Annotated in this window: 13 protein-coding genes; 7 read left to right on the plus strand and 6 right to left on the minus strand. The window is 65.5% G+C overall.

Annotated elements, in window-relative coordinates:
- Nucleotides 1-86: 86 nt before the first annotated feature.
- Together ROV95_RS10655 and ROV95_RS10660 are read right to left on the minus strand one after the other, a co-directional pair.
- Nucleotides 87-500, minus strand: a complete 414-nt coding sequence (locus tag ROV95_RS10655; RefSeq protein WP_019660448.1) for a barstar family protein — start codon at nt 498-500, stop codon at nt 87-89.
- Nucleotides 500-952 (minus strand): ribonuclease domain-containing protein, encoded by a 453-nt coding sequence (locus tag ROV95_RS10660; RefSeq protein ID WP_019660447.1) that lies wholly within the window; start codon nt 950-952, stop codon nt 500-502. The genes ROV95_RS10655 and ROV95_RS10660 overlap by 1 nt, the downstream gene beginning before the upstream one ends.
- Nucleotides 953-1,173: 221 nt before the next feature.
- Between ROV95_RS10660 and ROV95_RS10665 the strand changes: the two genes are divergently transcribed.
- Nucleotides 1,174-1,785 (plus strand): superoxide dismutase, encoded by a 612-nt coding sequence (locus tag ROV95_RS10665; RefSeq protein ID WP_005410310.1) that lies wholly within the window; start codon nt 1,174-1,176, stop codon nt 1,783-1,785.
- 131 nt (nt 1,786-1,916) lie between these two features.
- Here the strand turns inward: ROV95_RS10665 and ROV95_RS10670 are convergent, their stop codons facing one another.
- A complete protein-coding gene (locus ROV95_RS10670) occupies nt 1,917-2,765 on the minus strand; it encodes an endonuclease/exonuclease/phosphatase family protein (RefSeq protein ID WP_021203014.1) in 849 nt (282 codons plus the stop codon).
- A gap of 163 nt (nt 2,766-2,928) precedes the next feature.
- Between ROV95_RS10670 and ROV95_RS10675 the strand changes: the two genes are divergently transcribed.
- Together ROV95_RS10675 and ROV95_RS10680 are read left to right on the plus strand one after the other, a co-directional pair.
- Entirely contained in the window at nt 2,929-4,494 is a 1,566-nt protein-coding gene (locus ROV95_RS10675; RefSeq protein ID WP_312544315.1) for an oligopeptide:H+ symporter, read from the plus strand.
- A 7-nt stretch (nt 4,495-4,501) separates the two neighbouring features.
- Complete coding sequence (locus ROV95_RS10680; protein WP_164145193.1) at nt 4,502-5,128, plus strand: rhomboid family intramembrane serine protease; 627 nt, start codon at nt 4,502-4,504, stop codon at nt 5,126-5,128.
- Nucleotides 5,129-5,169: 41 nt separating this feature from the next.
- Here the strand turns inward: ROV95_RS10680 and ROV95_RS10685 are convergent, their stop codons facing one another.
- Complete coding sequence (locus ROV95_RS10685; protein ID WP_167692790.1) at nt 5,170-5,331, minus strand: hypothetical protein; 162 nt, start codon at nt 5,329-5,331, stop codon at nt 5,170-5,172.
- Nucleotides 5,332-5,540: 209 nt separating this feature from the next.
- Between ROV95_RS10685 and ROV95_RS10690 the strand changes: the two genes are divergently transcribed.
- The 3 genes from ROV95_RS10690 to cfa are packed head-to-tail and all read left to right on the plus strand — an operon-like array spanning nt 5,541 to nt 7,897.
- A complete protein-coding gene (locus tag ROV95_RS10690) occupies nt 5,541-5,843 on the plus strand; it encodes a GNAT family N-acetyltransferase (RefSeq protein ID WP_312544316.1) in 303 nt (100 codons plus the stop codon).
- 37 nt (nt 5,844-5,880) lie between these two features.
- Entirely contained in the window at nt 5,881-6,762 is an 882-nt protein-coding gene (locus ROV95_RS10695) for a DUF3298 and DUF4163 domain-containing protein (RefSeq protein WP_019660441.1), read from the plus strand.
- Nucleotides 6,763-6,781: 19 nt separating this feature from the next.
- Complete coding sequence (cfa, locus tag ROV95_RS10700) at nt 6,782-7,897, plus strand: cyclopropane fatty acyl phospholipid synthase (RefSeq protein ID WP_312544318.1); 1,116 nt, start codon at nt 6,782-6,784, stop codon at nt 7,895-7,897.
- A 201-nt stretch (nt 7,898-8,098) separates the two neighbouring features.
- Here the strand turns inward: cfa and ROV95_RS10705 are convergent, their stop codons facing one another.
- Nucleotides 8,099-10,264, minus strand: coding sequence for a M3 family metallopeptidase (locus ROV95_RS10705; RefSeq protein WP_155029833.1), 2,166 nt, complete (start codon nt 10,262-10,264; stop codon nt 8,099-8,101).
- A gap of 130 nt (nt 10,265-10,394) precedes the next feature.
- Here ROV95_RS10705 and ROV95_RS10710 point away from each other — a divergent pair, with 130 nt between their 5' ends.
- Complete coding sequence (locus tag ROV95_RS10710) at nt 10,395-10,874, plus strand: glutathione peroxidase (protein WP_312544319.1); 480 nt, start codon at nt 10,395-10,397, stop codon at nt 10,872-10,874.
- Between the two features lie 91 nt (nt 10,875-10,965).
- Here ROV95_RS10710 and ROV95_RS10715 read toward each other — a convergent pair whose 3' ends face one another.
- Entirely contained in the window at nt 10,966-11,745 is a 780-nt protein-coding gene (locus ROV95_RS10715) for a ferredoxin--NADP reductase (RefSeq protein ID WP_065197583.1), read from the minus strand.

The raw sequence follows: 11,745 nt of genomic DNA on the forward strand, positions 1-11,745 counted from the left end.
TTGGCACAGAAGCGCCGACCAAGGTCGGCCTCTACCAATGCATCGGCGCATGCCGACCAAGGTCGGCATCCACCACGGCAGTGACCTTACGCGCTCTGCGACAGGAACACCCAGAACGGGACGTCGCGGCCAAGCCAGTCGCGGCTGGTCTCGTCCATCACGTCCAGCAGGGTGTCGAAGTCCTTCTGCGCGGTGGCGCGCAGCGCGTCCACGTCGCACAGGAACAGTGCATAGCCGTTGGCTGGCAGCCATTGCAGGTCGCGTAGATTGTCCGACAGCGCATCCCAGTTACCGCCGAAACCGGCCGGAAAATCCAGCTGCGCGGCCAGCCGTGCGAGCAGGGTGCGCTTGTCGGCCACCCCTTCCAGATCGATGCGGATCACCTTCAGCCCGGCATCGCGCATTGCGGCGGCCAGGGCGCCGATGTCGTCGCTGTCGATGGCGTAGACACCGGCATTGTTGATGTCGTGCAGGCCGAGGCCGAAATCGTCATGGCTCATCACTGCGCTCCCTGGGCCGGTACGGTGAAGCTGCGGAATGATTCGTAGTGGTCGTCGGTGTAGTACCACGCCTCCGGCGGATCGCCGCCGGTGACGATGCGGCGCGTGCCACGGGTGCGCGCGCCGGGGGTGTCCACGGTGTATTCGCGGTAGTAGCCGCGCGGACGCTGCGGCAACTGCTGTTCGCGGTTGCCGAACGTGCTGCCATCCTGGCGGTGCGGGAACGGCCCGCCGCGCTGGATCAGCGCGATCGTCTGCCGGGCTTCGGCGGGCAGGAAGGTGGGCAGACCGTTGTCCCTGCCGGGCGTGGCCGTGGCCGGTGCGCGCGCGGCAGGCGCACCCTGCAGGTCCGGCGCGAACTGCGGCGCCGGCGGGCGCTGCATGAAATGGTTGACTACCAGGCCGAGCAGCAGCAGGGCGATGGCGACGATCAGCAGCCGGGGGTTGCGCATGGGCAAGGGAGCGGGCGAGGGTGGTGCTCGCACTGTAGCGCCTGCGCGCTGCACGGCGCATGAGGAGGGGGCTGCGTCACCGCCGCGTAACAATTGCCGTCGTGCTCACCGGCGGGACGCAACTTCCTTTACATCCCCCTTGGTAATCTGCCGTTCTGTCCCCATCATTCACCGCGCACCGCCCGACAACGTCGGGTGCCCTCGCAATCAGGAGATGCACCATGGCCTATACCCTGCCCAAGCTGTCCTACGCCTACGACGCGCTGGAACCGCATATCGATGCGGCGACGATGGAAATCCATCACACCAAGCATCACCAGACCTACATCAACAACGTCAACGCGGCGCTGGAAGGCACCGAGTACGCTGACCTGCCGGTCGAAGAACTGGTGAAGAAGCTCAAGTCGCTGCCGGAGAACCTGCAGGGTCCGGTGCGCAACAACGGTGGTGGCCATGCCAACCACTCGCTGTTCTGGACCGTGATGGCTCCCAATGCTGGCGGCAACCCGGTGGGCGACGTGGCCAAGGCCATCGACAAGGACCTGGGCGGCTTCGACAAGTTCAAGGACGCCTTCACCAAGGCGGCGCTGACCCGTTTCGGCAGCGGCTGGGCGTGGCTGAGCGTGACCCCGGACAAGAAGGTGGTGGTCGAAAGCACCGGCAACCAGGACAGCCCGCTGATGGAAGGCAACACCCCCATCCTCGGCCTGGACGTGTGGGAGCACGCGTACTACCTGAAGTACCAGAACCGTCGCCCGGAATACATCGGCGCGTTCTTCAACGTCATCGACTGGAACGAAGTCGAGCGCCGTTACCAGGAAGCGATCGCCTGATCGCGGTGATGGGATGAACGGAGAAGGCCGGGGAAAACCCGGCCTTTTCTGTTGCAGGAATCATTCGGTAGTGCCGGCCGCTGGCCGGCAATCGTGTGGTCCCCGGGGAGCCGGCCCGCGGCCGGTACTCCCTATTCGGCGGTGGCCGTATTGCCTTGCAGGCGCAACGTGGCCATCACGCCCAGGCGCAGGCCGGGCAGGTCGCCGTCGGCCGGCAGCAGGATCGGCTGCTGGCGGATGCCATCGAAATGCTTGACCTGGAAGAGCACATCCAGACCATGGCCAGTGCTGCCCCCGCCACTGGCCGCAGGCGCCTCGGCGCGGCCGCCGGGATTGCGCCGCGCCGGCTGGAAGCCCGGCGTGCTGCGCACCAGTTCCATCGTGTTGGCCGAGAAGTCGCCGGCGATCAGGCTCGGCATGCCCTCGGCGGTGGCACCAATCCAGGTCATCAGGTCGCTGGTCTGGTGCTGGCGCGCGGCGGCCTCGTCCGGGTCGGGGCGGAGCCGTGCCACATAGATGTTGACCAGCGCCTCGCCCAGCTTCAGCCGCATCATGCCGGCCGCGCTGAAGGTGCCGGGAGGATGCAGCAGGGTCACGCCGTCCTCGCTGACCGGCAGCCGGGTCAGCATCGCGTTGCCATGCCGCAATGTCTGGCTGGGTGGATCGGCGGTAACGAAGTCGCAGCTGTAACGCAGCCGGCTGGCCAGCCAGCAGGCCGGGTTGCGGCCCTGCTGCTGCAGCACCTGCTGCACCGAGATCACGTCCGGCTGCAGGTCGGTCAGCAACTGCGCGACCTGCTCGCGGCGCAACTTCCATTGCGCATCATCGTGGCTGGGCAGCTCCAGCGCGGCCACCGTCAGCTGGCGGGAGCCGCTTTCGCTGGCCGCCGTGGCCGGTGCCTGCGGCCGCGCCTGTGCCTGCAACGCCATCAGCAGCATCAGGCAACTGAGCAGGAGACGGGCGGGGGGGAGGGGGCGCATAACGATAAGTTTACGCTTTTGTCGTGCAGGTGCCGTGACTTCCGGCACGGAGCGCGGTTGCCTGCCATGGATGGGCACCGTTGTCATGCAGCCCTGCAGCGTGCTTCGCAAGGCCCGGTTCCGGTAACCTTGCGCCTTTCGCTTTGCAGGAATGCCTTACAGGATGAGCCACGACGCAGTTGCCCCCATCGCCGGCCAGGGAAAGATGCCGCGCCAGATCCCGTACATCATCGGCAATGAGGCCTGCGAGCGGTTCAGTTTCTACGGGATGCGCAACATCCTGGTGCAGTTCCTGATCACCTCGCTGCTGTTGCAGGAAATCACAGCCGAAGGCCGTGCCGGTGAAGCCAAGGACATCATGCACAGCTTCATGATCGGCGTGTATTTCTTCCCGCTGCTCGGAGGTTGGCTGGCCGACAGGTTCTTCGGCAAGTACCACACCATCCTCTGGTTCAGCCTGGTCTACTGCGCCGGCCATCTGTGCCTTGCCCTGTTCGAGAACAGCCGCGAGGGCTTCTTCCTCGGCCTGGGCCTGATCGCCCTGGGTGCCGGTGGCATCAAGCCGCTGGTGGCCTCCTTCATGGGCGACCAGTTCGACCAGAGCAACAAGCACCTGGCCAAGATCGTCTTCGACGCCTTCTACTGGATCATCAACTTCGGCTCGCTGTTCGCCTCGCTGCTGATCCCGCTGGCGCTGAAGAACTGGGGCCCGCAGTGGGCGTTCGGCATCCCGGGCATCCTGATGTTCATCGCCACCTTCGTGTTCTGGCTGGGCCGCAAGCGTTACGTGCTGGTGCCGCTGCCACCGAAGGACCCGCACTCGTTCGCCAACGTGGTGCGCACTGCGCTGACCGCACGCGCGGCCGGCCAGGGCCGCCCGGGCCTGGTGATCGCCGTGCTCGGCCTGGTGCTGGCAGCGGCGTCGTTCGGCCTGGTCGGTTCGCTGGGCATCGTGATCTGCCTGTGCCTGGCGCTGGTGGCCATTCTCGCCGGCATCGGTGGCGGCACCTGGTGGCAGCTGGACCGGGCCCGTGGCCAGCATCCAGCCGAAGCCGTGGAAGGCGTGCGCTCGGTGCTGCGCGTGCTGGTGATCTTCGCGCTGACCACGCCGTTCTTCTCGCTGTTCGACCAGAAGGCCTCGACCTGGGTCCTGCAGGGCCAGCAGATGCAGATGCCGAGCTGGTTCAGCGCCTCGCAGATGCAGGCGCTGAACCCGCTGCTGGTGATGATCCTGATTCCGTTCAACAACCTGGTGCTGTACCCGGCCCTGCGCCGCTTCGGCTTGGAGCCGACCGCGCTGCGCCGCATGACCGCCGGCATCGCCTTCAGTGGCCTGGCCTGGATCGTGGTCGGCGGCATCCAAGTGGTGATGGACGGCGGCAACGCTTTGTCGATCTTCTGGCAGATCCTGCCGTATGCATTGCTGACCTTCGGTGAGGTGCTGGTCTCGGCCACCGGCCTGGAGTTCGCCTACAGCCAGGCGCCGCAGGCGATGAAGGGCGTGGTGATGAGCTTCTGGAACCTGACCACCACCATCGGCAACCTGTGGGTGCTGCTGTCCAACGCTGCTGTGCGCAACGATGCGGTGACCCACAAGATCGCCAGTACGGGCCTGAGCGAGGCGGCATTCCTGATGTTCTTCTTCGCCGGTTTCGCCTTCGTCGCGGCGTTGGCCTTCGGTTGGTACGCGAAACGCTATCGTATGGTCGACAACTACCGTAGCGCCTGAGCCTGACATGACCCCCGTCAATCTGCTGTTGATCGCCATCACCGCCCTCCTGTCGTGGATGGCGTTCAACAATCGCAAGCTGGCCGACCGCCTGATCCTGTGGCCGCCGGCCATCGACCGTCACCGCCAGTACGACCGGCTGGTGACCTATGGCTTCATCCACGCCGACTGGTCGCACCTGATCTTCAACATGATCACCCTGTTCTTCTTCGGGGGATTCATCGAGAGCGTGATGGTGCAGCTGACCGGCAGCTACCTGACCTACCCGGCGTTCTACATCGGCGCGCTGCTGGTCTCGATCCTGCCCAGCTACCTGAAGAACCAGAAGAACCCGAACTATCTCAGCCTTGGCGCGTCCGGGGCGGTATCGGCGGTGCTGTTCGCCTTCATCCTGATCAAGCCGTGGTCGATCATCCTGGTGTTCTTCATCCCGGCACCGGCGATCATCTATGCCGCGTTCTATGTCGGCTACAGCATCTGGATGGACAAGCGCGGCGGCGACCGCATCAACCACAGCGCGCATCTGGCCGGTGCGGCGTTCGGCGTGATCTTCATGCTGGCCATGCAGCCGAGCATCTTCAACCACTTCCTGCGCGAACTGTCCAACCCGACCTTCCGCCTCGGCGGCGGTTGAAGCGGGTAGCGGGGCGAATCGGTGACGATTCGCCCCGGTTTTCAGAGCGTGTGCTGCTGGCCGTAGGTATCCAGCAGGCGGGCGAACACTTCCTCGCCGATGCGCTGGAAATCCTGGTCTTCGGTCTGCCCTTCCACCGCAAGTTGCAGCAGGCCCTCCAGCAGGGCGCGGTCAGTATCTGAATGGGAATCGCTGGGGTGCATCGGAGCCTCCGCGGGGGTGCGCATGGTCAACGGTCGCAAGGGGCGTGCCAAGCTGGCCGTACCCCTCCACAGGCGATAGCGGCCGTCAGCGCTCCAGCTTGAGGGTCGCAAACTGACGTGAATGGATCAGACTTGCCCCTGTTCAGGCTTCACGCGATCATGGCGCCCGGCTGCGCACCATCCACGCAGTCGCCGCAGGAGACAGTTCCATGGCTTCGGTCACGCCCCCCGGTCTGGCCTATGAGGTCGAACACGACCTGGCCAACCATCGCTTCACCGCCCGTGTGCGTGGACAGCTGGCGGTGCTGGACTACCAGATCAAGCGCAAACGCATGGTCATCACCCACACCGAGGTGCCTGAGCCGATCGCCGGCCGTGGGATCGCCGGTGAGCTGACCCGCGTGGCACTGCGTTTCGCCCGCGAGCAGAGGTACAAGGTGGTGCCGGCCTGTTCCTACGCCGAGGCGTTCCTGCAGCGGCATGAGGAGTATCACGATCTGCTCGCTGGCTGAACGCCGGCGGGCCACGCTTCAGCCATGGCAGGCAATGATGTACAAACATGAACAGGGGATCCCGATGAAGATTGGAAACAACCGGCCACTGCGCGGCAGCGCGTTGGCCGGCGTGGTGGGCGTGCTGTTGCTGGCCGGTTGCCAGCGTGAAAGCGAGCCGGCACCGGCGGCTGAGGCGGCTCCCGCCGTCGAGGCCACCGCCGCAGCCGAAACGCCGGCCACGGAAGCGCCGCTGGACCTGCGCGACGTGATCGAGAACAACGAGCGCGAAGTGGTGGGCATCAGCTACCCGGCCGGCATCGACCGTTATCCGGGGTTGGCCCGTGCGCTGCAGAACTATGCGACGAGTGCGCGCAGTGACCTGCAACAGGCGTTGGACGGGCTCGGCAACGACAAGCCGACCATGCCCTACGAGCTGTCGCTGAGTTTCGAGAAACTGCTGGAAACCCCGCAGCTGGTGGTGGTCAGTGCTGATGGCAGCCGCTACACCGGTGGCGCCCACGGCGAACCGCTGGTGGCGCGCTTCGTATGGCTGCCGCAGCAGCAGCAGATGCTCAGTGCCGAAAAGCTGGTGACCGATGCCAAGGGCTGGAAGGCGATCAGCGATTTCGTCGCCGACCAGCTGCGCGAACGCGTGGCCACACGGCTCAGCGGCGAGGACATGGACCCGGCCCAGCTGCAGGAATCGCTGCGCAACGCATCGCGCATGATTGCCGACGGTACCGGCCCGCAGGCCGAGAACTTCAGCCAGTTCCAGCCACTGACCGACGACAAGGGGCAGATCACCGCGCTGCGCTTTGTTTTCCCGCCGTACCAGGTGGGTCCATACTCGGACGGCACCCAGACCGCCGATGTACCGGCGGCGGTGCTGTTGCCGCACGTGGCCAGGGACTACGTGGAGCTGTTCGCACGCGGTTGACCGCAGTGGAGGAGGTGGCGTGGATACAGGGTTGCAGGAGCGGGTCACCGGCCTGCTTCACGAAGCCGGGGTCCGCATCGGCGGTACCCAGCCGCAGGACATCCAGGTGCATGACCCGCGCTTTTTCGCGCGGGTCATGGCCCACGGCTCGCTCGGCCTGGGCGAGAGCTACATGGACGGCTGGTGGGATGCCAACGTCCTGGATGAATTCCTTGTCCATCTGATGCAGGCGCACCTGGATGAACGGGTGCACGGCTGGCGCGAAGTGGCCGATGCGCTGAAGGCGCGCCTGTTCAACCTGCAGGCCGGGCAGGGCAGCTACGAGGTCGGCCGCCGCCACTACGACCTCGGCAACGATCTCTACCAGGCCATGCTGGGCCAGCGTCTGGTCTACAGCTGCGGCTACTGGCGCAATGCCGATGATCTCGATGCCGCGCAGGAAGCCAAGCTGGACCTGGTCTGCCGCAAGCTGGGCCTGCGCCCGGGCCAGCGCGTGCTGGACATCGGCTGTGGTTGGGGCGAGGCACTGAAGTTTGCTGCCGAACGCTATGGCGTCAGCGGCGTGGGTGTCACCATTTCGCAGGAGCAGGCCGGGTTCGCGCGCGAACTGTGCGCCGGCCTTCCGATCGAGATCCGCCTGCAGGATTACCGGGAACTGGACGAGCCGTTCGATGCGATCTTCTCGATCGGCATGTTCGAGCACGTCGGTGACAAGAACTACGCCAGCTTCTTCGAGGTGGCCAAACGCTGCCTGTCGCCGCGTGGCCTGCTGCTGTTGCACAGCATCGGCACCAACGTCTCCCGGCATCGCACCGATCCGTGGATCGCGCGCTACATCTTCCCCAACTCGATGCTGCCGTCGGCGGTGCAGATCACCCGGGCGTTCGAAGGCCGCTTCGTACTGGAAGACTGGCACAACTTCGGCACCGACTACGACCTGACCCTGCAGGCCTGGCGACGCAACGTGGAAGCGGCGTGGCCGCAGCTGGACGCGCGCTACGAGGAGCATTTCCGCCGCATGTGGCGGTTCTACCTGGCCGGATCGATGGCCACCTTCCGCTGCCGGCACGCGCAGCTGTGGCAGCTGGTGCTGTCGCCGGAAGGCGTACCGGGTGGGTACGTGGCGCCGCGCTGATCTGGAAGCGCATCCACGCGTGGCGTGGATCTGCTGGAGTGCGTCATGTGTGGATCGATGATGCCGGGGTTCGTGGCGCGAATGGATCGTGCCGCCCGACGGTCGGCACCCACCAGTAGATCCACGCCATGCGTGGATGTCCCAACAAAAAAACCGCCCGGTTTACCGGGCGGTTTTCGTTTCAGGCTACCGCACCGGCGATCAGTTGCCGGCGCCGGTCAGGCCACGCTTTTCCAGCAGCGGTTCGATCTGCGGCTCGTGGCCGGCGAAATCGCGGAACAGCTGCATCGCGTCGACGCTGCCACCCTTGGACAGCAGGGTGGCGCGGAAGTGGTCGCCGTTCTTGCGGCTCAGGCCGCCGTTGTCCTTGAACCACTTCTGGGTGTTGGCGTCGAGCACTTCCGACCAGATGTAGGCGTAGTAGCCGGCCGAGTAGCCACCCATGATGTGGCTGAAGTACGGGGTCTTGTAGCGCGGCGGCACCGGCGCGTAGTAGATGCCGTCCTTCTCAAGCGCGGCGCGCTCGAAGGCCATCACGTCCTTGGCGGCCGGCACCTGGTCGGCACCGATCTGGTGCCAGCGCTGGTCCAGCATCGCTGCACCCAGGTACTCGGTGGTGGCGAAGCCCTGGTTGAACTTGGCCGCCGCCAGCACCTTGTCCAGCAGCGCCTGCGGCATCGCCGAACCGTTCTGGTAGTGCTTGGCGTAGTTCTTCAGGATGACCGGGTTGTCGGCCCACATCTCGTTCACCTGCGAGGGGAACTCGACGAAGTCACGCGGCACCGAGGTGCCCGAGAAGTACGGGTACTTCACATTGGAGAACATGCCGTGCAGGGCGTGGCCGAACTCGTGGAAGGTGGTGTTCACCTCGTCCCAGGTCAGCAGGGTCGGCTGGCCGGCCGGCGGCTTCGGGATGTTCAGGTGATTGGCGACCACCGGCTTGAAGCCGGTCAGCTTCGACTGCGAGACGTAGGAGTTCATCCACGCGCCGCCGCGCTTGGAGGCGCGTGCGTACGGGTCGAAGATGAAGATTGCCAGCTGGCTGCCGTCGGCGTCGAACACGTCGTAGACGGTCACGTCGTCGTGGTAGACCGGCAGGTCTGTGCGCTGCTTGAAGGTCAGGCCGAATTCCAGGTTGGCGGCATGGAACACGCCGTTCTCCAGCACGTTCTTCATTTCGAAGTACGGCTTCAGCTGCGACTCGTCGAAGTTGTACTTGGCCTGGCGCACCTTCTCGCTGTAGAAGGCCCAGTCCCACGGTTCCAGCTTGAAGGTCGGCTTGCCTGCGGCCTTCTGTTCCTGGTCGATCATCGCCTGCAGGTCGGCGGCTTCGCGCTTGGCGTTGGCCACCGCGGCCGGGGCCAGCTTGCCCAGCATCGCGTTGACCGCTTCCGGCGTCTTGGCGGTCTGGTTGGTCAGGTTGTAGGCGGCGAAGTTCGGGAAGCCCATCAGCTTGGCCTTGTCGGCACGCAGCTGCATGATGCGCGAAACCAGCGCGGTGTTGTCGAACTCACCGCCGCGGCTGCCGCGGCTGACCGACGCTTCGTAGATCTTCTGGCGCAGGGCGCGGTTGGCCAGGTTGGTCAGCGGCGGCTGGCCGGTGGTGTTGAGCAGGGTGATTACATACTTGCCTTCCAGGCCCCGGGCCTTGGCGGCTTCGGCGGCGGCGGCGATCTGCTCCTTGGACAGGCCGTCCAGTTCCTTGACGTCGTCGACGGTGATCGCCGAGGCGTTCACCTCCGACTGCACGTTCTGGCTGAACCTGGTGCCCAGGCTGGCCAGCTCGGCGTTCATCTCCTTCAGCTTGGCCTTGTCGGCCTCGGACAGCTTGGCGCCGGCGCGCACGTAGTTGTCGTAGTACTTCTCGACCAGGCGCACGCCTTCGGCGTCCAGGCCCAGCTGGCTGCGGGTGTCATACAGCGCCTGGATGCGGGCGAACAGCTTGCCGTTCAGCGCGATCGCATCGCTGTGCGCGGCGAACTTCGCCGAGTAGTCGGCCTGCAGCTTCTTGCGGGTGTCATTGGTGTCGGCGCCGACCAGGCTGAAGAACACGGTGGTCGCACGGTCGAGGATGTCACCGCTCTTCTCCAGGGCGATGATGGTGTTGTCGAAGGTCGGCTTGGCCTTGTTGTTGGCGATCGCTTCCACTTCCTTCAGCTGCTGCGCCATGCCGGCGTCGAAGGCCGGGGCGAAGTCGCTGTCCTTGATCCTGTCGAACTGTGGGAAGTGCAGCGGCAACGGGCTTTCGGCGAAGAACGGATTGGCCTGCTGAGCGGTGCTGCTGGCGGCCGGGGCGGCGCCGGCCGAGAAGGCGGGCAGGGCAAGGCCGAGGGACATGGCCACGGCAAGGGCAAGGCGGGTGGTCAAGGCAGGAACTCCGGTAAGGCAAACAAGGGCCCGAGGGTAACCCGGCCGGCGGCGTCCGCACTTGTGTCAAAAGGCATGTTGCCGGGGCCGGGCGCGGGTACCATGCATTCACCGCCCACGGCCCGCCATCATGACCAGCGCCTACGATTTCAGTTTCCGTGACCTCGACGGCCAGCCGCATGCGTTGGCCCGTTATCAGGGCCACCCGTTGCTGCTGGTGAACGTCGCCAGCCGCTGTGGCTTCACCCCGCAGTACAGGGGGCTGGAACAGCTCTGGCAGGACTATCGCGAGCGCGGCCTGGTGGTGATCGGCTTTCCCTGCAACCAGTTCGGTGCGCAGGAGCCTGGGGATGCGGCGCAGATCCGCCAGTTCTGTTCGCTGGACTATCCGGTCAGCTTTCCGCTGTCGGAGAAGATCGAGGTCAACGGTGAAGGCGCCGATCCGCTGTGGGCATGGCTGTCACGCGAGAAACGCGGCCTGCTCGGCAGTGCCCGCATCAAGTGGAATTTCACCAAGTTCCTGGTCGACCGCCAGGGGCAGGTGGTGTCGCGGCATGCGCCCACCACCAGGCCGGAACAGCTGCGCGGCGCGATTGAAGCGCTGCTGTGAGGTAGTGGCCGGCGCCGGGGCGGCCCCCCAAAAAGACCCAACCCCGTAGTGCCAGGAAGCGCCGGCCAGCGGCCGGCACTACCGTTGCGGGTTATTTCTCGACGAACGCGCGCTCAAACACGTAGTGACCCGGCTGGCCGATGCGCGGCGAGACCTGGAAGCCTCGTGCATCGAGCACGGTGCGGAGGTCGGCGAGCATCTGCGGGCTGCCGCAGATCATCGCGCGATCGTTTTCCGGGCTCAGTTCCGGCAGGCCGAGGGTGCGCTGCATCTCGCCGCTTTCCATCAGCGCGGTCAGGCGGCCCTGGTTGGCGAAGGGCTCGCGGGTGACGGCCGGGTAGTACAGCAGCTTGTCGCCGATCATCTCGCCAAGGAACTCGTGCTCTCGCAGTTCCTTCTCGAAGTAATCGCGGTAGGCAAGGTCCTTCTCGTAGCGCACGCCATGGCAGAGGATCACCTTCTCGAAGCGCTCGTAGGTTTCCGGGTCCTTGATCACCGACAGCCAGGGGGCCAGGCCGGTGCCGGTACCCAGCAGGTACAGGTTCTTTCCCGGGTGCAGGTCGCTGACCAGCAGGGTGCCGGTGGGCTTCTTGCCGACCAGCACCTTGTCGCCCGGCTTGATGTGCTGCAGGCGCGAGGTCAGGGGGCCGTCCTGCACCTTGATGCTGAAGAACTCGAGCTGTTCTTCCCAGTTGGCGCTGGCAATGGAATAAGCGCGCAGCAGCGGCCGCGCCTCCGTTTCCAGGCCGATCATCACGAACTGGCCGTTCTCGAAGCGGAAGCCGCTGTCGCGGGTGGTGGTGAAGCTGAAGTAGGCGTCGGTCCAGTGGCGGACCTCAAGCACCGTTTCGGCGCCGAAAGCGGAGGACAT

Origin of the sequence: Stenotrophomonas maltophilia group sp. msm1, assembly GCF_032025805.1 — a bacterium.
Lineage (GTDB): Bacteria > Pseudomonadota > Gammaproteobacteria > Xanthomonadales > Xanthomonadaceae > Stenotrophomonas > Stenotrophomonas hibiscicola.